The following is a 25,710-nucleotide window of genomic DNA, read 5'->3' on the forward strand; positions in this document are numbered from 1 at the left end:
ACGTCCATCGCATCAGATCGAGACTCCCATGAAGCGCTCACTCCCGTTGCTGTTGTTGTCGTTGGGCATGGCCCCCGCTTTCGCCGCGGACATTCCCGGCGGCGGCATCAGCGCCGACAACCTGTCGAAGCACGTGGAAGTGCTGGCTTCGGATGAGTTCGAGGGCCGCGCGCCGGCGACACCGGGCGAGACGAAGACGATCGCCTACATCGTCGACGCCTTGAAGAAGGCCGGTGTCCAACCCGGTGGCGAACAAGGTGGATGGACGCAGGCCGTGCCGCTGGTGCGGGCGCAGGTCGACGGCCCGGTGACGGCGACCCTGCGTGCACAGGGTCGGTCGCGCACGCTGGCCAACGGCGAGGACCTCGTCCTGCAGAGCCTCAGTCCGGTGTCGGAGGTCGCGCTGGAGAAAGCGCCGCTGGTGTTCGTCGGGTATGGCGTGCATGCGCCTGAGCGGCAATGGGACGATTACAAGGGCGTCGATCTCAAGGGCAAGGTCGCGGTGGTGCTGATCAACGATCCGGACTACGAGACCCCGCAACCGGGTGCCTTCGATGGTCGCGCGGTGACCTATTACGGCCGCTGGACGTACAAGTACGAGGAACTCGCGCGCCAGGGTGCGGTGGGCGTGCTGATCGTGCACGAGACGGCGCCCGCCGCGTACGGCTGGTCTACGGTGCGGGCGTCGGGCCTGTCGCCGGTGTTCGATATCCCGCGCGAGGACGCCGCGCGCTACCACACGCGCGTACGCGGCTGGATGCAGCGCAGTCTGGCCGAGTCGCTGTTTGCCGGCGCGGGCCTGGATTTCGATGCAGAGAAGCGGCGCGCGCAGACTGCGGCGTTCGTGCCGGTCCCGCTGGGCGACGCGACGCTGTCCGCCGCATTCAAGGTCAAGCGCGATGAAGTGGTCTCGCACAACGTCATCGGCCGCATCGAGGGCGCGCAGCGTCCGGACGAAACCGTCATCTACTCCGCGCACTGGGATGCGTACGGCATCGGCGCGCCGGATGCGCAGGGCGATGGCATCCGCCACGGCGCCATCGACAACGCCACGGGCGTGGCGGCGGTGATCGAACTGGCGCGCGTGTTCGCCGCCGGCCCCCGCCCGCAGCGCACGCTGCTGTTCATGGCGCTGACCGCGGAAGAGAAGGGCCTGCAGGGCGCGACCTACTACGCCGCGAATCCGCTGGCGCCGCTGGAGAAGACGGCTGCCGTGCTCAATATCGAGATGCTCAGCCCGGATGGCCCCAACCACGACATTGCGTCATGGGGCAACGGCCGCGTGTCGCTGGAGGGCGACCTGAAGCGTGTGGCGGAGGCGAACGGGCGCCGCTACTCGCCCGATCCCAATCTGGAAGCGGGCTTCTTCTACCGCGCCGATCATTTCGCGTTCGCGCGTGCCGGCGTGCCCGCCATCACCGTCGGTGCGGGATTGGACCGTGTCGAAGGCGGCATCGACAGCGGCAAGGCGCTGCGCGATGCGTACTTCGCCAAGTGCTACCACCAGCCCTGCGATGCGTGGACGAAGGCATGGGACGCGACGGGCCAGGCGCAGGACGTGGGATTGCTCTACTTCCTGGGCCGCGAGATCGCGGATGGTGCCGCATGGCCGAGCTGGCGGGAAGGATCGGAGTTCAAGGCCGTGCGCGAGCGCAGCGAGACTGAACGCAAATAGCGGCGCTGGCGCACGCCGTTCACGGTCGTGCCCGCGCTATGCTGCCGCTTCCTTCTGCAATACCGGTCATTCCGTGGCGCCTCTTCATGCACTGGTCTACCAGAGCCACGCGACGCGCCCGATGGACGCGTCGGACCTCGATGTCCTGTTGCTGGATGCGCGCGTCAACAACGAACTCGCGAACGTCACCGGCGCGCTGGTCTACGGCAACCAGCAGTTCGTGCAGTACCTTGAAGGCACGCGCGCGGATGTCGAGCAGATCTATGCGCGGATCACCCGCGCCAGCCAGCACCATCGGCTGGAGATCCTGGAGCAGGGCAGGGCGGACGCCCGGCGCTTCCAGCGCTGGCACATGGGCTTCTCGGAAGCGCCCCAGAGCGTGGTGCAGCAACTGAGCCAGGCGCAATGGCAGCGCGACGCGCCCTGGCTGGAAGACGACATCGCGTCGTCGGTGGGGCTGGCACGCCTGCTGGCGTTCTGGAAAGAGGACGCGGTACTCGCGCGCTGAGCCCTCAGGGCCAGCGGTTCGGCTTCGCCCGTTTGCTGTCTTCGTTCATCGGCACCACGCAGAAGCGGTGTCCCGTCGGGGCTTCCATCACCCACCAGCGGTTGCGCACATGCTGCACGCGCTTCGCGCCGAGTGCTTCCAGCCGCGCGACTTCGGCGTCGATGTCGTCGGTTTCGATGTCCAGGTGTACACGGGCTTCGTGCGTCACCTTCTGCACTTCGATGTGCAGGCCGCCTGGACCGGGCTCGAACTTGTCGTAGATGCCCAGGCCCCCGTCGTCGGGGTCGGTGACCTTCAGCCCGAGCGCGGCGCTCCAGAACGCGGACGCGGCGGGCAGGTCATCGACCTGGCTGTCGATGATGAAACCGGCGAGGCGGCTGCGGTGGCTCATGGCGGATTCCCGGGTGGAGGACGGCGCCATCCTGCCACTGTTCGCGGTCAGGTGTCGTCCGCAACCGGGGTGCCGAACTGCAGCAGGTAGCCGTTGTTGTCGTAGACGGCGAACTCGCGCATGCCGTAGGCGAAGGTTTCCGGTGCGTAGCAGATGCGGGCGTGGTCGCGTACGGCGTCCCACAGCGCGTCGACGTCGGCCACTTCCAGGTACAGCGAGCCGGTGAATCCCGGCGCGGTGTCGCCCTCGTGGTCGTTCAGTCCGGACAGCATCAGTCCGGCGCCGTCGCGGCGCAGGGCCAGCCAGCCGTGTTCCGGCGCGCCCGAAGCAACTTCGAAGCCCAGCGCGTCGCGATAGAACGCGAGCGTGCCGGGCAGGTCCGGCGTCCGCAGCATCGGCGTCAGCCGGCGGAAGCTCATGCCGGCAGGGCGAGGTCGTCGATCAGGGCCTTGAGGAAGCGCGCCGCCTCGCCGCCAGTGCAGGCGCGGTGGTCGAAGGTCACCGACAGCGGGATGATCTTGTGCGACTCGAAGCCGCCCATCACCGGCGTGACCTGGTGACGCGCGCGGCCCGCGGCGACGATGGCGACGCACGGCGGCACCACCACGGGCGTGGCGTAGCGGCCGGCGAACATGCCGAAGTTCGACAGCGAGATCGTGTAGCCGGTCAGTTCCGATGGCGGGATGCTGCGGTCTTCCACCTGCGCACGCAGGCGGTTGATGCTTTCGCGCACACCGCCGGCTTCCAGCAGGTCGGCGTTGCGCAGCGCCGGCACGAACAGACCATCGTCGGTATCCACGGCAATGCCGATGTCCACATGCGGGTGCAGCGTGCGGGTCAGCTTGTCGCCGTCGAACCACGCGTTCATCGCCGGCACCGCCTTGCAGGCGCGGACGATGGCGCGGACGAGGCGGCCAGTAACGTCGTTGCCGGGCGTCCAGGCATGGATATCCGCGTCGTCGCTCAGCGTGGTCGGCACGACCTTCGCATGCGCGTCGGCCATCACGCGCGCCATGTTCCGGCGCACGCCCTTCAGTTGTTCGGGCTGGCCGCTGACGGAGACGCCCGGCGGCTGCGTACGCATCGGCTTGCCGCTGGCGGACAGCGTGGTGCGCTGCGCAGTCGCGATCGGCGCAGGCGCGGGAGCGGGAGCGGAGACGCTGCGCGCGGCCGGCGGCGCAGCGCTGCTGCCGCCACGCGCGGAGCCGTCCGCGGCGGCCTGCTTCACGTCCTGCATCGTCACCGCGCCGTCGGCGCCGGTGGCGCGAACGCGTGCCAGGTCGACACCCAGTTTCTTCGCCATCGCGCGCACGGCCGGCATCGCCTTGACGCCGCCGACGGCGACCGCCTGCTCGGTGTGGATCGCATTGGAGGACTGCATCGCGCCGACCACGGTGCCGGCGTCTGCGTCGTCGGCTGCTTCGATGGCAGGTGTTGCGGCGGACGTCGCGACCACGGCCTCCGTCTTCGGCGGGCCATGGTGGTGGCCGGTGTCCTGGCCTTCCGCGCGCTGCGGCAGGCTGGCGTCGGGTTCGAACACTGCCAGCATGCTGCCGGTGACGACGACATCACCCGCGGCGCCGGCCAGTTTCACGACCTTGCCGGAGACGGGCGAGGGTACTTCGACGACGGCTTTCGCCGTTTCCATCGACACCAGCGGCTCGTCCAGCCGGATCACGTCGCCTTCCTTGACGAACCACTCGACGATGGTGGCGTCCGGGAGGCCTTCGCCCAGGTCGGGAAGGTGGAAGGTCTTGCTCTCGCTCATACGGATGTCTCTTCGGAAGTCGTTTCGTTGATCGGTTGCAGGTCGCGCGCCGGCAGCCAGCCGCTGCGGCCGTCCGCATGCGTGCACCACCACCAGTCGCCCAGTTCGTGGAGCAGGGCGACGGTCTCGCCGGCCTGCACGTCGAGTTCCTGCGCGGAATAGTCGCGCAGGGCGATGGCGCGGCCGTCGTCCTGCGGTTGCAGCCAGTCCACCGGGGCCCAGCCGGCGTTGCCGTCGGCGGTGGTGGTCCAGGCGAATGCCGGCCACTCGGTGTCGCGTGCGCCGAGCGCGACCACGTCGCCGCGCGCGAACCGGATCGGGTTCGCGTACTGCGTGCGGTAGTCGCGGACGGCGTGGGCGTGCATCAGCCGGCCGCCATCGCCCGCTTCGCCGCCGCGACGATCTTGTCGACGCTGGGCAGGTACTTCATTTCCAGGCGGAACAGCGGGATGTGGGTGTCGTAGCCGGTGACGCGCTCGACCGGGGACAGCAGGTCGTACATCGAGTGCTCGGCCAGGCGCGCGGCGATCTCGGCACCAAAGCCGGCGGTGCGCGGCGCTTCGTGCACGATCACGCAGCGGCCGGTCTTGGCGACCGATTCGGCGATGGTGTCGAAGTCGAGCGGGCGCAGCGTGGCGACGTCGATGACTTCCGCGCTGATGCCTTCGCCGGCCAGCTTGTCGGCGGCCTCCAGCGCTTCCTTCACCTGCGCGCCCCAAGTCACCAGGGTCACGTCGGTGCCGTCGCGCAGCACGAAGCACACGTCCAGCGGCAGCGCTTCGCCGTCGTCGGCGACCACTTCCTTGTACTGGCGGTAGATGCGCTTGGGTTCCATGTAGATGACCGGGTCCGGATCGCGGATCGCGGCCAACAGCAGACCGTAGGCGCGCTGCGGCGAGGACGGCATCACCACGCGCAGGCCGGGCACGTTGGTGAAAATGGCCTCATTCGCTTCGCTGTGGTGTTCCGGCGCACGGATGCCGCCGCCCCACGGCACGCGCAGCACCATCGGGCAGTGCAGGCGCCCGCGTGTGCGAGTACGCAGGCGGGCCGCGTGACAGATGATGTGGTCTACCATCGGGTAGACGAAGCCGTCGAACTGCGCTTCGGCGACCGGCTTCATGCCCTGTGCGGCCAGGCCGATGGTCAGGCCGGCGATGGTGGTCTCGTCCAGCGGCGTGTCGAGCACGCGTTCGGGGCCGAACTTCTGCTGCAGGCCGGCGGTGGCGCGGAACACGCCGCCGTTGACGCCCACGTCCTCGCCCAGCACCAGCACGGACTCGTCGTGCGCGATCTCCCAGGCCAGCGCCTGGGTGATGGCCTCGATCAGGGTGATGGCCGTCGGGGTGGCCACGGTCCCGGCGTTCTGTGTCTTCGCCACGGTCTTGTTCTCCATCACGGCGCTCATGCCCGGCCCTCCGCGGCGATCGCGGCGGCGCGTTGCTGCAGCAGTTCCGGCGGCGGATCGGCATACAGGTAGTCGAACATCGCTTCGACCGGCTGTACCGGCGTATTGAGGTAGGCGTTGACCTCCTCGTCGACCAGCGCGCCGCATTCTTCCTTCCACGCGGCTTCATCGGCCTCGCTCCACGCGCCCTGCGCGGTCAGCCAGGTACGCAGGCGGGTCATCGGTTCGCGTTCCCAACCGGCCTTCACTTCGGCGTCGTCGCGGTAGCGGCGCGCGTCGTCGGCGGTGGTGTGGTCGGACAGGCGGTAGGTGACGAACTCGATCACCGTGCCGCCCTGGCCCTTGCGGGCGCGCTCGCTGGCGCGGCGCATGCCTTCCAGCACGGCGATCAGGTCGTTGCCGTCCACCTGCAGGCAATGCAGGCCGCCGGCCAGACCTTTCTGCGCCAGCGTCTGCGCGCCGGTCTGCGCGCTGCGCGGCACCGAGATCGCCCAGCCGTTGTTGATTACGCCCAGTACCAGCGGCAGCTCGTAGGCGCCGGCGGAATTCAGCGCGGCGTAGAAGTCGGTCTTCGACGATCCACCGTCGCCGCAGGTGCTCACCGCAATATGCGACTGCTTGCGCAGCTTGAACGACAACGCGGCGCCGGCCGCGTGCAGGCACTGCGTCGAGATCGGCACGCAGAACGGGAAGTCGTTGCGGGCATCGCTGGCGCGGTCGTAGTCGCTGCCGCGTTCGTCGCCGCCCCAGTACATCAGCACGTCGCGCGGCTTCACGCCGCGCATGAACATGGCGCCGTATTCGCGGTAGCTGGGGGCGTAGACGTCGCCGGTGCGCATCGACGCGCCGATGCCGACGTGAGTCGCCTCGTGGCCCAGACAGCTGGCGTAGGTGCCCAGCTTGCCGGTGCGCTGCAGGGCGATGGCCTTGGTGTCGAAGGTGCGGACGAACAGCATCTGCTTGAACAGCTCGCGCAGGCGGGCGACATCGCGCCCGGCCTCGGGCAGGTCGTCGCGCACCAGGGTGCCGTCGGGGCCCAGGTACTGGAGGTATTCGATTTCGAAGCTTGCGGCGGTGGTCATCTGGACGGTGTTCTCGTCGGCCGGCGGAATTGGTTTCAAATGTAATTTTAGGGACTGCGTCCCCGACTGCCGTCGTGCATTGCAGCAAGACGAGAGCGCATGGCGCGCGTCGTCGGGCGAAAACGGTGCGGAAACAGGCGGTTGCCGCGTGTCGTTCGGTGTCAGTCCGCCTGCCGCTCGGGGTGGGCTGGACGTGTCGTGCGTCCCATCATGCGCGAACGGCGCCCCGGAACGACAAGGGGCGCGGTTGCCCGCGCCCCTGTCGACCCCACGATGTCGCGAAAGTTCAGCGGATGCGCTGGACCAGGCGGTCGTGGTTGTTGCCGGTGTTCGGGTCCGGCGTGTCGCTGCTGACCGTCGCTTCGAACTCGAACGAGGTGCCCCGCTTCGGCTTGCCGGGCACGACCATCGCGAAGGCCAGCGTCTGCACGCTCTTGGGCATGGCGCCACGGCGGGTGCACTCGGCCTTCGAGCCGTCGGCGGTGTCCTGCACGCGGGTGCACGACCAGCCGCTCGGCGCGGCGACGGCGGCGTAGCGGGCGTCCACGTTGCTGGTCAGCACCACTTTGACCTGCTCGGCGGTGTCCGGGCCCGCGTTGCGGACCGGCACCAGCAGGGTGGCGATGGTGTTGCGCAGCAGCGGCAGCGCACCGCCGGCCAGCTTCACCGACAGGTCGGCCTTGCGGGTCGGCAGGGCGGCTACGGCCACGGAGACCGACGCGGCGTTGTCGCCGTTCGCCGGGTCGAGCACGGTGGAGTTGGCCGAGACGCCGAGGCCCAGCGTGGTGCCGGAGGCACTGGCCGGGACGACCGCGTCGATGGCGAACGTCGCCTCGCTGCCCACTGCCAGCGATGGCACGGTGCAAGCCACGCGGGTGGTGCCGCCGGTGACCTCGGGCGCCGCGCAGCTCCAGCCGGCGGGCAGCGTCGTCAGCGACGGCGACAGTTCCGCCGAGAACACGAAGGCGAACGCTGCCGGCGAGGCCGCGCCCGGACCGGCGTTGTGGACCGTCGCGGTGTAGCGCACGGTCTCGCCGACATTGGCGGTGGCACGGTCGGCCGACACGGTCGCCGACAGGTCGGCGCGGGCGAACGACGGCACGCGGATGGTCAGGCGCACCGGGTCGTGGTCGGACGAACGCACCGCCAGCGAGGCATCACCGAAGTTGTCGACGCCGAAGTCCGCGTTGATGCGCGCATGGTCCACGCGTAGCGTCGCGTCCATTACCAGCGCTTCGTTGACCAGCACGTGGTCCAGCGTCTGCGCATTGCCCTCGAACGAATACGAGTAGCGCTGCGCCGGGTCGGCGATCAGCTGCGAACCGTCGACCAGCGGCGTGGTGAGCGGGCTGGCCATGTATGTCAGCACCTGGTCTTCCGCCGCCGCGTCGCCCTTGATGATGCCCAGCACGTCGACGTAGCCGTCGTTGAACTCGAACGCATTGAAGTCGCCGACCAGCACGATCTTCTCGTCCGGGTTCGCCTGCTGCATCTCCTGCACCAGCTGGGCCAGGTAGACCGCCTGGGCACCGCGTTTGACCCGCACGCGCTCGCCGCCGGTGGCCCAGCCGCTGCTGCCCGGCAGGGTGTCGTTGATGTCGTTGAGCGAACGCAGGTGGTTGACGATCACCGTCAGCGGATAGCTCGACGTCGCATCCTGGTGCACGCGGGCGCGCAGGCGCAGCGGCGGACGGTCGTTGAGCAGGCTGGTGGTGCCGTTCGGGTTGGCGATGGTGGTTTCCTTGCCGAACTGCGCGACATCCAGCACTTCGACGCGGGCCGCACCACCGGCGATCTGGCGCGAGCTGACCAGGAAGCCGACGTTGATGCCGCCGACATCGTTACCGGATTGCAGGTACGGCACGTAGCCCGGACGCGCGGCGCAGGTGGCGTCGATGCGTTCGGACAGCAGTTGCAGCACGCGCAGGTTCTCCACTTCCACCGCGCCCACGATGTCCGGCGCCTTCAGGTAGTCGCAGATCGCCAGCGCCGCCTTCGACAGGCGCTTGTCCAGGGCTTCCGCCGTCAACGTCACTGCGCCGTTGCTGTCGTTGACCTCGTCGAACAGGCGCAGCAGGTTGAAGCTGCCGATGGTGACTTCGTCGTAGCTGGCGTCGTTGACGGCTTCCGGCAGGCGGCCGCCGGTGACGGTCGGCGGCGTGCCCACGTCGGGCAGTACGGCCCAGGTGCCGGCGAAGTAGTCGAGCACGCCGATCAGGCCCGCGACCTCCGCACCGGCGTCGACCGAGAGCGGCACGGCGCCGACCTGGCCACGGCTGCGCACCATCAGGCGTTCCTGGTTGGTGTCGAAGCGCGGCGGGTTCTTGCCGGCCGGCAGGGTGATGGCATCCATCACGGCGATGCCGGGTTCGCGGAACGGACGCGCCACGCCGGGCAGGGCGACATGGAATACGCCATCGCTGCTGGAGGTGGCGTTGGCCTCGCTGAGGCTGCCGCCGGACGGCGCGATGACCACGGACTGCGCCACGCTGACGCGCATGCCTTCGAAGCGTTCCAGCGTGCCGGGCAGGGCGTCGGGGCCCAGTTCGGCGGCGGTCAGTTCGATCGCGGCGGGCAGGGCGACGCCGGTTTCCAGCACTTCGACGGTCGGGGTGACGATCTCGGTGATCGCCAGCTGGTGTGGATTCGACGACGGCGTGTACTCCTCGACCGTGCCGGTCACGCGCACGCGGGTGCCGACCGCGGCGGTCGCCGGCGGGGCGCTGCTGGTGAACACGAACACGGCGTCGGACGTGGCCGGGTCGCCGTCATCGTTGGCGGCCTGCAGGAAGAAGCCGTTGTTGAACTTGATGGCGGTGACGATGCCTTCGGTCACCACGCGCTTGCCGTTGTGCGGCGACAGCAGGCCGTTGCCCTGGATCTGCGCGATGGTCAGGGCCACCGGCGGATCGGGCGGTTCCGGCGGCTCGGCGCCGCTGTTGCGTGGATTCGGCGCACCGACCGCGAAGTCGGCGCCGTTGTTGTTGGTGTCGATGCTGCCGTCGCCGCCGCGCAGCGCGGCGGTGGTGTTGCTGAGCGTGCCGGTCGGCGCGCTGCCTTCGAAGCAGTTGGCGGCGCTGCCGAAGCCGACGAAGTCGACCACGTTCGCATCGGTCAGCGGGCAGGCGCCGGTCAGGGCCGTGGTGCTGCGGCTCAGGGCGACCTTGCCGGCGGTACCCGCCATGGCGATGGTGCCGACCGCGTCCGGCGTGGGCAGGTCGACCGTGCCGCCGGCGCCCTGCGCCTGCTGGATCAGGTAGAAGCCGCCGGCCGGGATGCTGCCGCTGAGATTGGTGCGTCCGCCCCAGGTGGTGCCGGTCGACGAGGCGTACTGGACGCTCCAGCCGGTCAGGTCGACCGCGGTGGGTCCGTTGTTGCGCAGCTCGATGAAGTCATGTCGCAGCGTGGCGCCGCTGTTGCCGCCGCCGCCGTAGACCTGGCTGATGACCACCTGCGCCTGCGCCGACGAAGCGGCGAAGAGCAGGGCGAAAGACGCAAGCACGGCCGCAACGCGGCCCCGTGGCATTTCCATGTAACGGGTTCTCCCTCAGTGGAATGGACGCCGCCCCCCGTCGGAGGCGATGCCGCCCCCGGCCGACGCAATGTAACCAAAGCGTGGGCTACACGCATTTCATCGGGATGACATAAGTGCCCGATTTCATTCGGCTTGTCCGGGGCGCCGGCCGCCATCGGTTACGCTGGCGCCCCCGCTGCCCCCGTGGCGCACCGGTTGACCGACGGATGACCGTAGAGAAGAACGAACGCCCGCTGGAAGCCGGCATCCATACCGACCTGTCGGGCCGCCTGAGCTACGGCGGCTACCTGCAGCTGGACCGGCTGCTGTCGGCGCAGCACCCGGTGTCGGACCCGCCGCACCACGACGAGATGCTGTTCATCGTGCAGCACCAGGTCTCGGAGCTGTGGATGAAGCTGATGATCCACGAGCTGCGTGCGGCCACGGGCTTCCTGCAGCGCGACCAGGTCTGGCAGTGCCGCAAGGTGCTGGCGCGTGCCAAGCAGGTGCTGCGCCAGCTGACCGAGCAGTGGTCGGTGCTGGAGACGCTGACGCCGTCCGAGTACATGGGCTTCCGCGACCTGCTGGGACCGTCGTCCGGCTTCCAGTCGCTGCAATACCGCACCATCGAGTTCCTGCTGGGCAACAAGAACGCCGCGATGCTGAAGGTGTTCTCGCACGATCCGGAAGGCCATGCCGGCCTGGAAGCCGTGCTCGATGCGCCCAGCCTCTACGACGAGTTCCTGATGTACCTCGCGCGCTGGGGCCATGCGATCCCGGCCCAGCACCTGCAGCGCGACTGGCGGCAGTCGCATGCCGCAGATGCCGCGCTGCTGCCGGTGTTCGAGGCGATCTACGAAGACACGGACCGCTACTGGCGCGAGTACTCGCTGTGCGAGGACCTGGTGGACCTGGAAAGCCAGTTCCAGCTGTGGCGCTTCCGCCACATGCGCACGGTGATGCGCATCATCGGCTTCAAGCGCGGAACCGGCGGTTCCAGCGGCGTGGGCTTCCTGCGGCAGGCGCTGGAGCTGACGTTCTTCCCGGAACTGTTCGACGTACGCACCTCGATCGGTCCCGGTCGCTGAAGACCCTCGCATCGTCATCGCATCGCGACGACGATGCGGGTGCGATATCGCCATCGTCGGACCGTCTGGCGGCCGCACGCTGTTAGCATGCGGGAACCGCCACGACAGGAAACGACCGCACGATGACCGACGTCCGTCCGGAGCACGCCCCACGCAGCCTCGCCACCCGCCTGCTTGACCTGGTCGAACGGACCGGCAACCGCTTACCCGATCCCGCCGCGCTGTTCCTGCTACTGATGCTGTCGGTCTGGGGCCTGTCGTGGCTGCTGTCGGGCGTGGAGTTCGAGGCGATCAACCCGACCACGGGTGAGCCCATCCGGATCGTCAACCTGCTGGCGGGCGACTCGCTGACCGCCTTCATGGCCAACATGTACAAGGTGTTCATGGCGTTCGCGCCACTGGGCGTGGTGCTGACGGCGATGCTGGGTCTCGGTGTGGCCGAGCACACCGGCTACATCAACGCGGCGCTGCGGCGCATGTTATCGGTCACGCCGAAATCGCTGCTGACGCCGGCGCTGGTCGCCGTGGCGGTGCTGAGCCACGTCGCCGTCGATGCGGGCTACGTGCTGGTGATTCCGCTCGGCGGCGTGATCTTCTACGCGGCGGGCCGGCATCCACTGGCCGGCATCGCCGCCGCGTTCTGTGGCGTGTCCGGCGGGTTCTCGGCAACGCTGCTGGTGCCGTCCTCGCTCGATCCGCTGCTGGCGAGCTTCACCCAGGAAGCCGGACGCATCATCGATCCGGCGCTGGTGGTGAACCCGCTCAACAACTGGATCTTCACCACGGTCTCCAGTGCGCTGATCATCGCGATCGGCTGGTTCGTCACCGACCGCATCATCGAGCCGCGCCTGGCGCGGACGATGGTGGATGGCGATACGAAGGACCTGCCGAAGATGGAGCCGCTGACCGCCGGCGAACGCCGCGGCCTGCTGTGGGCGACGTTGTCCATGCTGGCTGCGCTGGCGCTGTTCGCGCTCAGCCTGTGGCCGGAGACCTCGCCGTGGCGCGCGCCGGCGGACACGCCCGCGGTGCTGGCCGGCGGCAACACGCTGCTGGTCGCGCAGGCGCCGGTGATGCAGTCGATCGTGGCGCTGATCTTCATCCTGTTCCTGATCCCGGGCGTGGTCTATGGCTATGTCGCCGGCACGGTGAAGACGCATCGTGATGTCATCGCGGCGATGACCAAAGCGATGGGCGGCATGGCGTACTACATCGTCATCGCCTTCTTCATCGCGCAGTTCCTGGCCGGCTTCAACGGCTCTGGCTTGGGCACGCTGATGGCGGTGGAGGGGGCGGATCTGCTGAAGGCGCTGGGCCTGCCGATGTGGCTGACGTTGATCGGCCTGATCGCGATGACCGGCATCGTCAACCTGTTCATCGGGTCGGCGTCGGCCAAGTGGGCGCTGCTGGCGCCGATCATGGTGCCGCTGATGATGCAGTTGGGCGTGTCCCCGGACCTGACCCAGGCGGCCTACCGCGTGGGCGATTCGATGACCACGATCATCACGCCGCTGATGCCGTACTTCCCGCTGATCGTGGTGTTCTGCCAGCGCTACGTGAAAGCGGCCGGCATCGGCACGCTGGCGTCGCTGATGCTCCCGTACTCGGTCGCCCTGTCGCTCCTGTGGACCCTGCTGCTGCTCGCGTTCTGGGGCCTGGGCATCCCGCTGGGCATCGGTGCGCGCTACGACTACGTGCCGGCCTGAGGGTCCGGGCTGCCGGGAAAACCTTTTCCCGGCAAGGGCTTGCGCGTCTGAACAGGGCGTGCGGGCCCGGTGGTGGCGTGAAGGCTCGGATTGACGCGCCCGGGCCGGTCGGTAATCCTCGCCCGTCCCCTGCGGTTGCAGGGGAAACCGAAATCCTGAACTACTTTTTTAGGGGGAGCCCGCATGAGCGGAGCCGTCGAGTCACCAACGCCGGAACGGATACCGGAATTCAAGCAGGTCCTGGGTCATCCGCGTCCGCTGTGGATGCTCTTCATGTCGGAGTTCTGGGAGCGCTTCGCGTTCTACGGCATCCGCTGGGCGATGGTGCTGTACATCGTCGCGCAGTTCCACGGTGGCGATGCGGCCGGCGAGAAGCCCGCCAGCGAGATGTACGGTGCCTACCTGGCGCTGGTGTATGCCGGTGCCATTTTCGGCGGTTACGTGGCCGACAAGCTGATCGGCTTCCAGCGTTCGATCCTGCTCGGCGCGGTGTTCATGGCGCTGGGCCTGTTCCTGCTGGCCTCGCCGACCGAGCCGCTGTTCAAGCTGGGCCTGGCCACGATCATCGTGGGCAACGGCCTGTTCAAGCCGATCATCTCCACGATGGTGGGCAAGCTGTACTTCCAGGGCGATGCCCGTCGCGATGCCGGTTTCACCATCTTCTACATGGGCATCAATATCGGCGCGATGATCGCCCCGGTGATCACCGGCTGGCTGGCGCGCAAGATCTTCGGCACCAATGAGGACCCGCATTACCAGTGGGTGTTCATCTCGGCCGGCATCGGCATGATCGTCAGCCTGGTGTGGTTCTGGATGGGTCGCGGCCAGCTGAAGGGCATCGGCCTGCCGGCACCGGGACAGGAAGGCCTGGGCCGTGTCGGCCTGGTCGCGCTGCTCGGCCTGGTGGTCGGCATTCCGCTGTTCTACTTCCTGCTGACCATCGATGCCAGCGCGCTGCAGGCGATCCTGATGGCGCTGTTCGTCGTGCCTGCGGTGATGCTGCTGATCGAGGGCGCGCGCAACGGCAAGGTCGCGCGCGACATGGTCGTGGCGATGCTGATCATCTTCGTGTTCAACGTGCTGTTCTGGATGTTCTTCGAGCAGGCCGGCAGCTCGTTCACCTTCCTCGCCGACAAGATCGTCAACCGCGACTTCGGCGACTGGGTGTTCCCGCTGGAGTGGTTCCAGTCGGTGAACTCGATCGCCATCATCACGCTGGCGCCGATCATGGCGTGGATGTGGGTGCGGATGGGCAAGAACAATCCGTCGATCCCGCGCAAGTTCGGCCTCGGCCTGATCTTCAACGGCCTGGCCTTCCTGCTGCTGATGATCGCGCTGAACAGCATGGTCGACGGCAGCGGCAAGATCCCGTTCTGGACGCTGTTCATGGTCTACGTCATCCAGTCCGTCGGTGAGCTCTGCCTGTCGCCGATCGGCCTGTCCATGACGACCAAGCTGGCGCCGGCCCGTCTGGCCGGCATGGCGATGGGTTGCTGGTTCCTGTCGATCGCGATCGGCAACAACCTGGCCGGCATCTTCGCCGGACACGTCAGCGGTACCGGTGGCATGACCGTGCAGTCCGCGCATTCGGGCTACACCTTCGGCTTCTGGGCGCTGGTCGGCTCGGGCGTGCTGTTGTTCCTGATCGCGCCGCTGGTCAACCGCCTGATGCACGGCGTTAAGTGACGCATTGGCCCGTGCGCCCTGCGCACGGCTTTGCCAATGCGTCATCCCCGCGCAAGCGGGGATCCACACAAGAACGGCGGCCATCGGCCGCCGTTCTTCGTAAAGCGGAGCTTGCTCCGCTGCTTTTGGGTTCGTACGCATCGCGCAGCCGAGCAAGCTCGGCGCTACGGGAACGGGCCGCTCAGCCTTCGATGCGCTTGACGCCTTCCCCGGCCAGCTTGTCGATCAGCTGATCGAGCATGGTGCGCTCTTCCTCGGTCAACGGCTCCAGCATGCGCTGGTGGTACTCGATGACCATCGGGGCGACCTCGTCGTAGACCCGGAAGCCCTCATCGGTCAGCGCCAGCACCGAGCGGCGGCGGTCGTCGCCGTGGATTTCGCGCTGGATCAGGGCCCGCTCAAGCAGACGGGCCACCGCCCGGCTGACTGCCACCTTGTCCATCGCGGTGCGGTTGGCGACCTCGCCCGCCGACAGGCCCGGGAAGCGGCCCAGCACCGCCATGACCCGCCATTCGGTGATGGCCAGGCCGAAACGGCGGTGGTATTCGCGGGAAATCGCGCTGCTGATACGGTTGGACAGCACGCTCAACCGGTAGGAAAACAGGCGGTCGAGGTCGAAATCGGCGTGGACGGCGGGGCTGGCTGGCTGGCTCATGCTGCACTGCTGCTTGTAGTTGGTTTCGGCTGAAACTATAAAATGGGGCAAATCCCGGCAAGCCTAGCGAGGCGCCCCATGACCGCACAACCCAATTTGGGCATGCAGCCCACGACATTCGACAATCCCATGGGCATCGACGGGTTCGAATTCGTCGAGTTCGCCGCCCCGCAGGGCCAGGCGCACCTGCTGCACGACTACTTCCGCAAGCTGGGCTTCGTGCAGGTCGCGCGCCACAAGACGCGCGCGATCAGCACCTACCGCCAGGGCGACTGCACCTTCCTGATCAACGAGGATCCGGATTCGTTCGCCGCCCGCTTCGCCGCCCAACACGGCCCCAGCGCCTGCGGTTTCGCGATTCGAGTAAAGAAGCTGGCCGAATGGGCGCGCGTGCAGGCGCTGAAGAACGGTGCCGAATCTTTCGACGCCGCCGACGAACTGACCAAGGCGGTCGCCGCGCCGGTCATCAAGGGCATCGGCGACTGCATGCTGTACATCGTCGACCGCTACGACGGCGAGGGCACGATCCACGATCCGGATTACGAATACCAGCCCGGCGTGGACCTGATGCCGACCGGCTTCGGCCTGACCTTCATCGACCACCTGACCCACAACCTCTACCACGGCAACATGGCCAAGTGGGCGGACTACTACGAGCGGCTGTTCAACTTCCGCGAGATCCGCTACTTCGACATCAAGGGCGCCAAGACCGGCCTGCTGTCGAAGGCGATGACCGCACCGGACGGCATGGTGCGCATCCCGCTCAACGAGTCGAGCGACCCGAAGAGCCAGATCAACGAATACCTCGATGCCTACAAGGGCGAGGGCATCCAGCACATCGCCTGCTTCACCGACGACATCTACTCGACGGTGGAGAAGATGCGCGAGGCGGGCGTGGAATTCCTGGATACGCCGGAGACCTATTTCGACGTGATCGACCAGCGCATTCCCAACCACGGCGAGGATGTCGCGCGCCTGGCCCGCAACAAGATCCTGATCGATGCCGACGTGGAGACCAAGGAGCGCAAGCTGCTGCAGATCTTCACCCAGAACGCGCTGGGCCCGATCTTCTTCGAGATCATCCAGCGCAAGGGCAACGAAGGCTTCGGCGAAGGCAACTTCCAGGCGCTGTTCGAGAGCATCGAGCGCGACCAGATGAAGCGCGGCGTGCTGTGACGCCTTGAGCCCCTCTCCCGCCGGGAGAGGGGTTGGGGAGAGGGTTGGAAGGAATAGTTATGCTTGCGTGGCAGTAGCCGTGACACATGCGGACAGGAGGTCCCATGACCAATCCCCCTCTTCCGACGCGCACGAGGAACAATGCCAAGCAGTTGCGCAAGGGAATGACGGATGCGGAGCGCAAGTTGTGGAAGTACCTGCGTGCCGGGCGATTGGACGGATTCAAGTTCCGGCGGCAGCACCCTGTTCCGCCTTACGTACTTGATTTCTGCTGCATGGAATGTGGGTTGGCAGTCGAGCTGGACGGCTCGCAGCATTCCGAGTCCGGGGATGCGTCGAGAAGTCGCTACCTCGAATCCCAAGGCTGGCGAATCGTCCGCTTCTGGGACAACGATGTACTGAACAAGACGGATGCGGTGGTCGAGACGATCTGGAATCTCCTGTCGCGACCGACCCTCTCCCCAACCCCTCTCCCGGTGGGAGAGGGGCTCAAGCAGCGAGACGAGCGATGAGCCAGACCTACGACGGATACCAGACCGGCTTCGGCAACCACTTCGCTAGCGAGGCGATCCCCGGCACGCTGCCGGAGGGCCGCAACTCGCCGCAGCGCGTCGCGCACGGGCTGTATGCGGAACAGCTGAGCGGCACGGCGTTCACCGCGCCGCGCGCGGAGAACCGGCGCAGCTGGCTGTACCGCATCCGCCCGGCGGCGATGCACGGGCCGTTCGCGCCGTACGCGCAGCATCGGCTGCACAGCGACTTCAGTGCGGGGCCGGTGTCGCCGGACCAGATGCGCTGGTCGCCGCTGCCGATGCCGGAAACGCCGACGGACTTCGTCGACGGCCTGTACACGATGGCCGGCAATGGCTCGCCCGATGCGATGCACGGCGTGGGCATTCACCTGTACGCCGCCAACCGGCCGATGCAAGGGCGCTACTTCTACGATGCCGATGGTGAGCTGCTGATCGTGCCGCAGCAGGGCGGCCTGCGCATCGCCACCGAGTTCGGTGTGATCGAGGTCGAGCCGCAGCAGATTGCGGTCATCCCGCGCGGTGTGCGCTTCCAGGTCGAACTGCCGGACGGCGAGGCGCGCGGCTATGTCTGCGAGAACTTCGGCGCCGCGCTGCGGCTGCCGGACCTGGGGCCGATCGGCTCCAACGGCCTGGCCAACCCGCGTGATTTCGAGACGCCCGTGGCAGCGTACGAAGATGTCGAGGGCGAGTTCGAGCTGATCGCCAAGTTCCAGAGCCACCTGTGGCGCGCCGACATCGGCCATTCGCCGCTGGACGTGGTGGGCTGGCACGGCAACTACGCGCCGTACCGCTACGACCTGCGCCGCTTCAATACGATCGGCTCGATCAGCTTCGACCATCCCGATCCGTCGATCTTCCTGGTGCTCACCTCGCCCAGCGACACGCCGGGCGTGGGCAACATGGATTTCGTGATCTTCCCGCCGCGCTGGCTGGTGGCGCAGGACACGTTCCGCCCACCGTGGTTCCACCGCAACATCGCCAGCGAGTTCATGGGCCTGATCCATGGCGTGTACGACGCCAAGGCCGAAGGCTTCGCGCCCGGTGGCGCGTCGCTGCACAACTGCATGACCGGGCACGGGCCGGATGCGGCGACGTTCGAGAAGGCGTCGAACGCGGACCTGTCCAAACCCGATGTCATCACCGGCACGATGGCCTTCATGTTCGAGACGCGCGCGGTGATCCGGCCGACGCGGCAGGCCGCCGAGGCGGCCCATCGCCAGCGCGATTACCAGGCGTGCTGGGCGGGCCTGCGCAAGCACTTCGCGCCGAACGGCTGAGCCGGCACTTCAGGGCAGCGCGCTTTCCATGCGCGCGTCGAGCATGCGTTGCAGGTCGTCGGGCGGCAGTGCCTCGAACAGGCGCTCGCGGATGCGTCCGGCGAGCGTGGGGGCGACGCGTCCTTCCAGGAATCGCAGCGCATCGGCGAGCGCATCAAGCATCGTGTCGTCGTCCAGCCGCGCCTGCAGTCGCTCGCGGTGCTTGCGCGCGCGTTCATCCCGCTGCAACTCCAGCATGCCGGACAGATAGACCTTGGCGGCCACCCGCGATCGTCGCGGTCCGGCCGGCGCCGCATTCGTGGAAGTAGGGGACATCGACGAGGCTACTGCCGCCGCCGTGGAAGATGCCGGCGCGCTACCCGCGATGATCAGGTAGCCCGCCTTCACCAGGCCCTGCACCAGAATGGGGGCATCCTGGCCCAGCAGGCGTACCAGCTCCGCGAAGTCGCGCTGCCCGTCGCAGAGGATCAGCGCGCGCCGCTCGCGCATGCCGAGCACGCCCGTGTGGGCTTGCAGGGTCTGGCGGGCAAGGTCGGTCTTCGACGGGCGCATGGGGAAGGGCGGTGACGGCCGCGCGCAGGCTAGCGGCGCGCGATGAAGTGCCGATGACAGCGCTTCATCGCGGTGACTTAACGCGCCGCCGCTACGATTCACGTTTGTGCACTGGAGAGAGCCCCCCATGAAGTCGATGTTGCCGATCGTGATGGTCGTCACCCTGTTGTCCGCGTGCCAGCGCGAAGAAGCCGCTGCGCCGCCTGCGGAGCCGCAGACCACGGCGACCAGCACGCCCATGGCGGAAGCGCCCGCGCCCGCACCTGCGGTCGACGACACGGCCGCACCCGCCGGACCGGTCAGCCAGGCCAGCTTCCTCGGCTACGGCGACATGAAGCTGGGCAGCACGGTCGACGAAGCGCGGGCCGCGTGGGGCGGCGAGCTCAATGGCGCGCCGATGGAAGGCACCACGTGCCACTACCTGTGGCCGAAGTGGATCAGCCGCCCCGCCGACTTCGCCTTCATGATGGAAGAGGGCAAGTTCGTTCGTTACGACGTCGGCACCGACAAGGAAACCGCACCCGGCGGCGGCAAGGTCGGCATGAGCGTGGACGAAGTGCAGAAGCTCTACGGTGGCGCGCTGAAGGCGTCGCCGCACAAGTACACGCAGGGCGGGCAGTACCTGTCCATCGACGCCGGCGACGTGGCGCCGACCAAGCTCATCTTCGAGGCCGATGCCGGCGGCAAGGTGACCTCGTGGCGCGTGGGCTTGGCGCCGCAGGTCGAGTACGTCGAGGGCTGCTCCTGATCGACGACGCCCGGCTGGCCGCGTCGGCGGGCCGGGCATAGAATCGCCGCAGACTCGACGGGGAGCGTGGCGATGGCGGATGCCTGGGGTTACTTCGCATTGGGCCTGGTGCTGCTGGCGCTGGGCGGGGATTCCATCGTCAAGGGCGCGTCCGGCCTGGCCCAGCGCATCGGCGCGTCGCCATTCGTGGCCGGCCTGTTGCTGATCGCGTTCGGGACCTCGCTGCCGGAACTGGCGGTCAATGCGCGTGCGGTGTGGGTGGGTTCGCAGGAACTCGCGCTGGGCAATGCGGTGGGCAGCAACATCGTCAACCTCGGCCTGGCGCTCGGCGTCGCCGCGCTGGTCGCGCCGGTCCTCGTGCGGATGCGCGTGCTGTCGTCCTTGCTGGTGCTGCTGGCGCTCGCCACGCTGGCGCTGATCGTGTTCGGCCTGGATGGCGTGGTCAGCCGCATCGAAGGCGGCGTGCTGCTGCTGGGCTTCGTGGCGTCGCTGGCGTTCCTGCTGGCACGTGCGCCGCGCGAGGATGTCGCGGTGCGTGCCGACATCGAGGCCTACGCCAATACCAATACCGTGCTGTGGTTGAACCTGCTGCGCTTCGTCGTGGCCGCCGCGCTGCTGTATTACGGCGCGCGTTTCGTGGTGCAGGGCGCACCGGTGATCGGCGCGCACTGGGGCCTGTCGCCGCTGCTGACCGGCCTGCTGCCGGTGGCGATCGGCACCGCGCTGCCGGAAATCGCCGCCGCCGCGATGGCCGCACGACGCCGGCAAGGCGACATGGTCGCCGGGCACGTCATCGGTTCCAGCCTGTTCAACCTGCTGGTGGTGGTGGGCGGCATGGCGGCGTTCCGTCCGCTGGCGCTGCCGGAATCGTTCGTGCGGCTCGAATTGCCGGCCGCCATCGCCTTCGTGCTGGTGCTGTACCCCATGCTGCGTGGCGATCTGCGCATCAGCCGCATCGAGGGCGGCATCCTGCTCGCGGCGTTCCTCGGCTGGGTGGTCCTGGAGATCGCATTGCTCGCCTGACCTGAACAGTGGGTCAGGCTTATGTGAACGAGTTTGTTAAACTCGGGCCGATTGCTCGCGAATCCCGCATTCCCTGCAAGGCCGTTGATGATCCCTTTTCTTGAAATCCTGCTGGCGCTGCCGTTCGTGCTTGCGCTGGTGGTGGCGCTGGCGCGCGGCCTTCCGCGCGGCGCGACCGCATGGCTGGCCGGCCTGGCGCCGCTGCTGGGCCTAGTATTGCTGGCCTGGATGACACCCAGCGTGCTGCAGGGCTGGAACCTGCGCGCGGACCACGCCTGGATCCCGCAGATCGGCCTGGCCTTCACGCTGCGGCTGGACGGGCTGGCATGGATGTTCGCGGGCATGGTGCTGGCGATCGGCGCGCTGGTGGTGATGTATGCGCGCTACTACCTCAGCGAGAAGGACAGCGCGCCGCGTTTCTTCGCCTGCCTGCTGCTGTTCATGGGCTCGATGCTCGGCGTGGTACTGGCCGGCAACCTGTTGCTGCTGGTGGTGTTCTGGGAACTGACCAGCATCAGCTCGTTCCTGCTGATCGGTTTCTGGTCGCACCGGCAGGACGCGCGCGAAGGCGCGCGGATGGCGCTGGCGATCACCGGTGCCGGCGGCCTCGCGTTGCTGGGCGGCGTGCTGCTGATCGGCCGCATCGTCGGCAGCTACGACCTGGACATCGTGCTGGCCTCGGGCGACCTGATCCGCGGCAGTGCGCTCTATCCGTGGGCGCTGGCGCTGGTGCTGGCGGGCGTGTTCACCAAGAGCGCGCAGTTCCCGCTGCATTTCTGGCTGCCGCACGCGATGGCGGCGCCGACGCCGGTGTCTGCCTACCTGCATTCGGCGACGATGGTGAAGGCCGGTGTGTTCCTGCTGGCGCGGTTGCATCCGGCGCTGGCCGGCACCGACCTGTTCTTCTACGTGGTCACCACGGTGGGCGCACTGACGCTGCTGGTGGGCGCCTGGTTCGCGATCTTCCAGCACGACCTGAAGGGCCTGCTGGCCTATTCGACCATCTCGCACCTCGGCCTGATCACGCTGCTGTTCGGCATCTCCACACCGATGGCGGTGGTGGCCGGCGTGTTCCACATCCTCAACCACGCCACCTTCAAGGCCTCGCTGTTCATGGCGGCGGGCATCATCGACCATGAGACCGGCACGCGCGACATGCGGCGGCTCGGCAATCTGCGACGGCTGATGCCGTGGACCAGCGCGTTGGCGATCATCGCGTCGCTGGCGATGGCGGGCATCCCGCTGCTCAACGGCTTCCTTTCGAAGGAGATGTTCTTCGCCGAGGCGCTGGACATCCCGGGCCATCGCGGCATGCGCAACGCCATCGCGGTGGCGGCGCTGCTCTACGGCATGTTCGGCGTCGCCTACAGCCTGCGCTTCGTCTACGAGACGTTCTTCGGCAAAGGTCCGCGCAACCTCGACGTGGTGCCGCACGAACCGCCGCGCTGGATGAAGATCCCGGTGGAAGTGCTGGTGGTGCTGTGCGTGGCTGTCGGCATGTTCCCCGCGTGGACGGTGGCGCCGGTGCTGCATGCGGGCGCCGGTGCGATCCTCGGCGACGCCATGCCGGAGTACAGCCTGGCGGTGTGGCACGGCATCAACACGCCGCTGCTGATGAGCCTGGCCGGCATCGCCGGCGGCATCGCACTGTATTTCGGCCTGCGCCGGCTGTTCGACCTGCACACCATCGTGCGCCGCTCGCTGGGGCGCAACGTCTTCCGCTGGAACATGGAAGCCCTGTACGCGCTGGCGGGCCGCTTCATCGGCAAGCTCGTCAATGGCAGCCTGCAGCGCAGTCTGATGCTGATGGTGCTGGCCGCCGTGGCGGCCGGTGCCGCGCCGTTCGTCATGGGTGTCTCGGACCCGCTGCCGTGGCGCACCCCGCAACCGATGCCACTGCTGGGCTGGCTGCTGTGGCTGGTGCTGGTGACCTGCACGGTGTTCACCATCCGCCTGTACCGGCAGCGCCTGCTGGCGGTGATCGTGCTGGGAGGTGCAGGCCTGGTGGTCAGCCTGACCTTCGTGTTCCTGTCCGCGCCGGACCTCGCGCTGACGCAGCTGATGGTGGAAATGGTCAGCCTGGCGTTGCTGCTGCTCGGCCTGCACTACCTGCCGCCACGCTCGCCGCCGGAACGCACGCCGCTTCGTCGCCTGCGCGATATCGCCATCGCGCTGGTCGCCGGCGTCGGCGTGTCGCTGCTGGCCTATGGGGTGATGACGCGCACCGGCGATCCGATCAGCGGCGAACTGCTCGCGCGCGCGTTGCCGGAAGGATACGGCCGCAACGTGGTCAACGTGATCCTGGTGGACTTCCGCGGCTTCGATACGTTCGGCGAGATCACCGTGTTCGGCGTCGCCGCGCTGATCGTGCACGCGCTGCTGCGGCGCGCGCGCATGGCACCGGAGAAGGTGGTCTCCGGTCCACCGGTGCAGCTGCCGGTACCGGCCGATCTGGCGCAGCTGATGTTCCCGTTGACGCTGACCGTGTCGGTGTTCCTGTTCCTGCGCGGCCACAACGCACCGGGCGGTGGCTTCATCGCCGGGCTGGTGCTGGCGGTGCCGCTGCTGATCCAGTACGTCATCCAGGGCGCGGCGTCGGTGGAATCGCGCTTCGGCTTCGACTACATCAAGTGCATCGGCGTCGGCTTGATCGTCGCCGGCGTGAGTGGCGCGGCGTCGATGGGGTTCGGCGTGCCGTTCCTGACCAGCGGGCACCTGGATCTCGACCTGCCGGTGATCGGCACGGTGCCGCTGGCCAGCGCGATCGGATTCGACACCGGCGTGTATCTGGTCGTGTTCGGCGGCGCGATGCTGATCCTGTCGATGATGGGCACGATCCGTCCGTCGCGCACGCGCGTGTCGCACCTGGGTGTGATGGAACCGGGCGACCGATCCACCCGCACGGGAGAACTGCGCTGATGGGAGGTGCACCGTAATGGAACTCGCGATGGCCAGCGCGATCGGCATCCTCACCGCCGCGGGGGTGTACCTGCTGCTGCGCGCGCGCAGCTTCGACGTCATCCTCGGGCTGACGCTGCTGTCGTATGCGACCAACCTGCTGATCTTCGCTGCCGGCGGCCTGGTGGCCGGCAAGCCGCCGGTGCTGCGCGACGACGTGGCGGCGACGCTGGCGAACCACACCGATCCGCTGCCGCAGGCGCTGGTGCTGACCGCGATCGTGATCGCGTTCGCGATGACCGCGGTGACGGTGGTGCTGGCGATCCGCAGCCGCGGAGACAACGACAGCGACCACGTCGATGGCAGCAAGGCCGAACGCGAGTTCCTCGCCAGCGAACAGCGCCGGCACGAGGAAGCGCGCGACGCCGCCAAGGCCGATGAGCCGGAGGCGCGGGCATGAGCCACCTGCCGATCCTGCCCATCCTGATCCCGCTGTTCGCTGCATCGATCGCGCTGTTCTTCGAGCATCGCCGCTTCGGCATGCTGCCGCAGCGCATCGTGGCCTGGACGTCGGTCGCGGCGATGCTGGGTGTGGCGGGCGTGCTGGTCGCGCAGGCGGCCGCTGGCGACGTGTCGGTCTATCTGCTGGGCGACTGGCCGGCGCGGCTGGGCATCGTGCTGATGGTGGACCGGCTGTCGGCGCTGATGCTGCTGGTGGGGCTGCTGCTGGGTGCGGCCTGCCTGCTGCATGCGGGCGCCGGCTGGGACCGGCGCGCGCCGCACTTCCATGCGTTCTTCCAGTTCCAGTTGATGGGACTGAACGGCGCGTTCCTCACCGGCGACATCTTCAATCTGTTCGTGTTCTTCGAAGTGCTGCTCATCTCGTCCTACGGCCTGATGCTCAGCGGCGGCCGCGGCGAACGCCTGCGTGCGGGCCTGCACTACGTGACCTTCAACATCGCAGCGTCGACGCTGTTCCTGATCGCCTTGGGCCTGCTGTACGGCCTGCTGGGCTCGTTGAACATGGCCGAGCTGTCGGTGCGTGTGGCGCAGCTCCCGGCCGGCGACGTGGCGCTGGTGCAGGCGGCGGCCGGCCTGCTGTTCGTGGTGTTCTGTGCGAAGGCCGCGGTGCTGCCACTGTCGTTCTGGCTGCCGGACACCTACACGCATGCACCGGCGGCGGTAGCCGGTCTGTTCGCGATCATGACCAAGGTCGGCCTGTACGCCGTGCTGCGACTGGGCACGTTGAGCTTCGGTGCGCTGGGGCCGCTGGACGGGTTCGCCTGGACACCGTTGCTGGTGCTCGGCGCCGCCACGCTGGTGCTGGCCGCGTTGGGCGTGCTCGCGGCCAACCGCCTGCGCGCGCTGGCGGCCTACCTGGTGCTGGGGTCGGCGGCGACCCTGTTCGTCGCGTTCTCGCTGGGCACGGCCGGCACCATCGGCGCCGGACTGTACTACCTGGTGCACAGCAGTTTCGCGGGTGCGGCGCTGTTCCTGCTTGCCGACCTGATCCGCCGCCGGCGGGGCCGCGCCGGCGACCGCAAGGACCTGATCGCCGCGCTGCCGGACAAGACCGTGCCCGGCCTGCTGTTCCTGTTCGCCGCGGTATCGCTGTCCGGGCTGCCGCCGTTGTCGGGCTTCATCGGCAAGTTGCTGGTGCTCGAAGCGGTACCGGAAGGCGCGCGCACGTTCTGGATCTGGCTGCTGGTGCTGGGCACCAGCTTCCTGATGCTGGTGGGCCTGGCGCGTGCCGGCACACGGCTGTTCTGGCGCACCGAGCCGTGGCCGGACGCCAGCGCCGAGAAGCAGGCCGCCTTTACGCCGGCGAACGAGTTGGTGGACGCGCCGTCGCGCCCGCTGGAGTCGGCGGCCATCGTGCTGCTGCTGGGCTACGGCGTGGCAATGGTGCTGGCCGCCGCGCCGCTGCTGGACTACACCCGGGCGACTGCGCGGCAGTTGCTGTCGCCGGCTGATTACGTCGAACAGGTGCGCGCCGCCACGCCGCAGCTGAGGGAGCCCTGA

22 protein-coding genes are annotated in these 25,710 nt (G+C 68.1%); 13 read left to right on the forward strand and 9 right to left on the reverse strand.

Annotation, left to right across the window (positions count from 1 at the left end; all coding sequences use genetic code 11):
* Positions 1-28 precede the first annotated feature (28 nt).
* Positions 29-1,675 carry a M28 family metallopeptidase gene (locus ACSQ1W_RS01020; protein ID WP_436041321.1) on the forward strand — a complete coding sequence of 549 codons (1,647 nt, stop codon included), beginning with the start codon at positions 29-31 and terminating at the stop codon, positions 1,673-1,675.
* Positions 1,676-1,748: 73 nt separating this feature from the next.
* Positions 1,749-2,183, forward strand: coding sequence for a BLUF domain-containing protein (locus ACSQ1W_RS01025; RefSeq protein WP_436041322.1), 435 nt, complete (start codon positions 1,749-1,751; stop codon positions 2,181-2,183).
* Between the two features lie 4 nt (positions 2,184-2,187).
* Here ACSQ1W_RS01025 and ACSQ1W_RS01030 read toward each other — a convergent pair whose 3' ends face one another.
* The 7 genes from ACSQ1W_RS01030 to ACSQ1W_RS01060 all read right to left on the reverse strand — a co-directional run bounded on the left by ACSQ1W_RS01030 (position 2,188) and on the right by ACSQ1W_RS01060 (position 10,364).
* A complete protein-coding gene (locus tag ACSQ1W_RS01030; RefSeq protein WP_436041323.1) occupies positions 2,188-2,574 on the reverse strand; it encodes a VOC family protein in 387 nt (128 codons plus the stop codon).
* A 47-nt stretch (positions 2,575-2,621) separates the two neighbouring features.
* A complete protein-coding gene (locus ACSQ1W_RS01035) occupies positions 2,622-2,993 on the reverse strand; it encodes a bleomycin resistance protein (protein WP_436041324.1) in 372 nt (123 codons plus the stop codon).
* The gene (locus tag ACSQ1W_RS01040) at positions 2,990-4,342 is read right to left on the reverse strand and encodes a dihydrolipoamide acetyltransferase family protein (RefSeq protein WP_436041325.1); all 1,353 of its coding nucleotides are present in this window, start codon (positions 4,340-4,342) and stop codon (positions 2,990-2,992) included. The genes ACSQ1W_RS01035 and ACSQ1W_RS01040 overlap by 4 nt, the downstream gene beginning before the upstream one ends.
* Positions 4,339-4,707: an SH3 domain-containing protein gene (locus ACSQ1W_RS01045; RefSeq protein WP_436041326.1), complete on the reverse strand. Its 369-nt coding sequence runs from the start codon at positions 4,705-4,707 to the stop codon at positions 4,339-4,341. The genes ACSQ1W_RS01040 and ACSQ1W_RS01045 overlap by 4 nt, the downstream gene beginning before the upstream one ends.
* Positions 4,707-5,738, reverse strand: a complete 1,032-nt coding sequence (locus ACSQ1W_RS01050) for an alpha-ketoacid dehydrogenase subunit beta (protein ID WP_436046038.1) — start codon at positions 5,736-5,738, stop codon at positions 4,707-4,709. The genes ACSQ1W_RS01045 and ACSQ1W_RS01050 overlap by 1 nt, the downstream gene beginning before the upstream one ends.
* Positions 5,739-5,746: 8 nt before the next feature.
* Complete coding sequence (pdhA, locus tag ACSQ1W_RS01055; protein WP_192311067.1) at positions 5,747-6,832, reverse strand: pyruvate dehydrogenase (acetyl-transferring) E1 component subunit alpha; 1,086 nt, start codon at positions 6,830-6,832, stop codon at positions 5,747-5,749.
* A gap of 286 nt (positions 6,833-7,118) precedes the next feature.
* Complete coding sequence (locus ACSQ1W_RS01060) at positions 7,119-10,364, reverse strand: lamin tail domain-containing protein (RefSeq protein WP_436041327.1); 3,246 nt, start codon at positions 10,362-10,364, stop codon at positions 7,119-7,121.
* A gap of 209 nt (positions 10,365-10,573) precedes the next feature.
* Here ACSQ1W_RS01060 and ACSQ1W_RS01065 point away from each other — a divergent pair, with 209 nt between their 5' ends.
* The 3 genes from ACSQ1W_RS01065 to ACSQ1W_RS01075 all read left to right on the forward strand — a co-directional run bounded on the left by ACSQ1W_RS01065 (position 10,574) and on the right by ACSQ1W_RS01075 (position 14,826).
* Complete coding sequence (locus ACSQ1W_RS01065; RefSeq protein ID WP_192270656.1) at positions 10,574-11,434, forward strand: tryptophan 2,3-dioxygenase; 861 nt, start codon at positions 10,574-10,576, stop codon at positions 11,432-11,434.
* Positions 11,435-11,556: 122 nt separating this feature from the next.
* Positions 11,557-13,140, forward strand: a complete 1,584-nt coding sequence (locus ACSQ1W_RS01070) for an AbgT family transporter (RefSeq protein ID WP_436041328.1) — start codon at positions 11,557-11,559, stop codon at positions 13,138-13,140.
* Positions 13,141-13,323: 183 nt separating this feature from the next.
* Complete coding sequence (locus ACSQ1W_RS01075; protein WP_192270653.1) at positions 13,324-14,826, forward strand: peptide MFS transporter; 1,503 nt, start codon at positions 13,324-13,326, stop codon at positions 14,824-14,826.
* Between the two features lie 181 nt (positions 14,827-15,007).
* Here the strand turns inward: ACSQ1W_RS01075 and ACSQ1W_RS01080 are convergent, their stop codons facing one another.
* Positions 15,008-15,481 (reverse strand): MarR family winged helix-turn-helix transcriptional regulator, encoded by a 474-nt coding sequence (locus ACSQ1W_RS01080; RefSeq protein ID WP_192270651.1) that lies wholly within the window; start codon positions 15,479-15,481, stop codon positions 15,008-15,010.
* A gap of 78 nt (positions 15,482-15,559) precedes the next feature.
* Here ACSQ1W_RS01080 and hppD point away from each other — a divergent pair, with 78 nt between their 5' ends.
* The 3 genes from hppD to hmgA all read left to right on the forward strand — a co-directional run bounded on the left by hppD (position 15,560) and on the right by hmgA (position 18,467).
* A complete protein-coding gene (hppD, locus tag ACSQ1W_RS01085) occupies positions 15,560-16,657 on the forward strand; it encodes a 4-hydroxyphenylpyruvate dioxygenase (RefSeq protein WP_436041329.1) in 1,098 nt (365 codons plus the stop codon).
* A 104-nt stretch (positions 16,658-16,761) separates the two neighbouring features.
* Entirely contained in the window at positions 16,762-17,169 is a 408-nt protein-coding gene (locus ACSQ1W_RS01090) for an endonuclease domain-containing protein (protein WP_436041330.1), read from the forward strand.
* A complete protein-coding gene (gene hmgA / locus ACSQ1W_RS01095) occupies positions 17,166-18,467 on the forward strand; it encodes a homogentisate 1,2-dioxygenase (protein WP_436041331.1) in 1,302 nt (433 codons plus the stop codon). The genes ACSQ1W_RS01090 and hmgA overlap by 4 nt, the downstream gene beginning before the upstream one ends.
* 9 nt (positions 18,468-18,476) lie before the next feature.
* On the opposite strand, the gene ACSQ1W_RS01100 is transcribed toward hmgA, so the two are convergent.
* Entirely contained in the window at positions 18,477-19,019 is a 543-nt protein-coding gene (locus ACSQ1W_RS01100; RefSeq protein ID WP_436041332.1) for a hypothetical protein, read from the reverse strand.
* A gap of 127 nt (positions 19,020-19,146) precedes the next feature.
* On the opposite strand from ACSQ1W_RS01100, the gene ACSQ1W_RS01105 reads away from it, so the two are divergent.
* The 5 genes from ACSQ1W_RS01105 to ACSQ1W_RS01125 all read left to right on the forward strand — a co-directional run bounded on the left by ACSQ1W_RS01105 (position 19,147) and on the right by ACSQ1W_RS01125 (position 25,710).
* Entirely contained in the window at positions 19,147-19,767 is a 621-nt protein-coding gene (locus ACSQ1W_RS01105) for a lectin (RefSeq protein WP_225589251.1), read from the forward strand.
* Positions 19,768-19,839: 72 nt separating this feature from the next.
* The gene (locus ACSQ1W_RS01110) at positions 19,840-20,790 is read left to right on the forward strand and encodes a calcium/sodium antiporter (RefSeq protein ID WP_436041333.1); all 951 of its coding nucleotides are present in this window, start codon (positions 19,840-19,842) and stop codon (positions 20,788-20,790) included.
* Positions 20,791-20,877: 87 nt separating this feature from the next.
* Complete coding sequence (locus ACSQ1W_RS01115) at positions 20,878-23,709, forward strand: monovalent cation/H+ antiporter subunit A (RefSeq protein ID WP_436041334.1); 2,832 nt, start codon at positions 20,878-20,880, stop codon at positions 23,707-23,709.
* 16 nt (positions 23,710-23,725) lie between these two features.
* Positions 23,726-24,148 (forward strand): Na+/H+ antiporter subunit C, encoded by a 423-nt coding sequence (locus ACSQ1W_RS01120; RefSeq protein WP_192270630.1) that lies wholly within the window; start codon positions 23,726-23,728, stop codon positions 24,146-24,148.
* The gene (locus tag ACSQ1W_RS01125) at positions 24,145-25,710 is read left to right on the forward strand and encodes a monovalent cation/H+ antiporter subunit D (protein ID WP_436041335.1); all 1,566 of its coding nucleotides are present in this window, start codon (positions 24,145-24,147) and stop codon (positions 25,708-25,710) included. The genes ACSQ1W_RS01120 and ACSQ1W_RS01125 overlap by 4 nt, the downstream gene beginning before the upstream one ends.

Origin of the sequence: Pseudoxanthomonas sp. LjRoot143 (assembly GCF_964252945.1) — a bacterium.
Classification (GTDB): domain Bacteria; phylum Pseudomonadota; class Gammaproteobacteria; order Xanthomonadales; family Xanthomonadaceae; genus Pseudoxanthomonas_A.

Bases quoted from the DNA above. Each gene is read 5' to 3' on its own strand.
- ACSQ1W_RS01020 (WP_436041321.1), top strand. From the start codon at position 29: ATGAAGCGCTCACTCCCGTTGCTGTTGTTGTCGTTGGGCATGGCCCCC.
- ACSQ1W_RS01030 (WP_436041323.1), bottom strand. From the start codon at position 2,574: ATGAGCCACCGCAGCCGCCTCGCCGGTTTCATCATCGACAGCCAGGTC.
- ACSQ1W_RS01035 (WP_436041324.1), bottom strand. From the start codon at position 2,993: ATGAGCTTCCGCCGGCTGACGCCGATGCTGCGGACGCCGGACCTGCCC.
- ACSQ1W_RS01040 (WP_436041325.1), bottom strand. From the start codon at position 4,342: ATGAGCGAGAGCAAGACCTTCCACCTTCCCGACCTGGGCGAAGGCCTC.
- ACSQ1W_RS01045 (WP_436041326.1), bottom strand. From the start codon at position 4,707: ATGCACGCCCACGCCGTCCGCGACTACCGCACGCAGTACGCGAACCCG.
- ACSQ1W_RS01050 (WP_436046038.1), bottom strand. From the start codon at position 5,738: ATGGAGAACAAGACCGTGGCGAAGACACAGAACGCCGGGACCGTGGCC.
- pdhA (WP_192311067.1), bottom strand. From the start codon at position 6,832: ATGACCACCGCCGCAAGCTTCGAAATCGAATACCTCCAGTACCTGGGC.
- ACSQ1W_RS01060 (WP_436041327.1), bottom strand. From the start codon at position 10,364: ATGGAAATGCCACGGGGCCGCGTTGCGGCCGTGCTTGCGTCTTTCGCC.
- ACSQ1W_RS01065 (WP_192270656.1), top strand. From the start codon at position 10,574: ATGACCGTAGAGAAGAACGAACGCCCGCTGGAAGCCGGCATCCATACC.
- ACSQ1W_RS01070 (WP_436041328.1), top strand. From the start codon at position 11,557: ATGACCGACGTCCGTCCGGAGCACGCCCCACGCAGCCTCGCCACCCGC.
- ACSQ1W_RS01075 (WP_192270653.1), top strand. From the start codon at position 13,324: ATGAGCGGAGCCGTCGAGTCACCAACGCCGGAACGGATACCGGAATTC.
- ACSQ1W_RS01080 (WP_192270651.1), bottom strand. From the start codon at position 15,481: ATGAGCCAGCCAGCCAGCCCCGCCGTCCACGCCGATTTCGACCTCGAC.
- hppD (WP_436041329.1), top strand. From the start codon at position 15,560: ATGACCGCACAACCCAATTTGGGCATGCAGCCCACGACATTCGACAAT.
- ACSQ1W_RS01090 (WP_436041330.1), top strand. From the start codon at position 16,762: ATGACCAATCCCCCTCTTCCGACGCGCACGAGGAACAATGCCAAGCAG.
- hmgA (WP_436041331.1), top strand. From the start codon at position 17,166: ATGAGCCAGACCTACGACGGATACCAGACCGGCTTCGGCAACCACTTC.
- ACSQ1W_RS01100 (WP_436041332.1), bottom strand. From the start codon at position 19,019: ATGCGCCCGTCGAAGACCGACCTTGCCCGCCAGACCCTGCAAGCCCAC.
- ACSQ1W_RS01105 (WP_225589251.1), top strand. From the start codon at position 19,147: ATGAAGTCGATGTTGCCGATCGTGATGGTCGTCACCCTGTTGTCCGCG.
- ACSQ1W_RS01110 (WP_436041333.1), top strand. From the start codon at position 19,840: ATGGCGGATGCCTGGGGTTACTTCGCATTGGGCCTGGTGCTGCTGGCG.
- ACSQ1W_RS01115 (WP_436041334.1), top strand. From the start codon at position 20,878: ATGATCCCTTTTCTTGAAATCCTGCTGGCGCTGCCGTTCGTGCTTGCG.
- ACSQ1W_RS01120 (WP_192270630.1), top strand. From the start codon at position 23,726: ATGGAACTCGCGATGGCCAGCGCGATCGGCATCCTCACCGCCGCGGGG.
- ACSQ1W_RS01125 (WP_436041335.1), top strand. From the start codon at position 24,145: ATGAGCCACCTGCCGATCCTGCCCATCCTGATCCCGCTGTTCGCTGCA.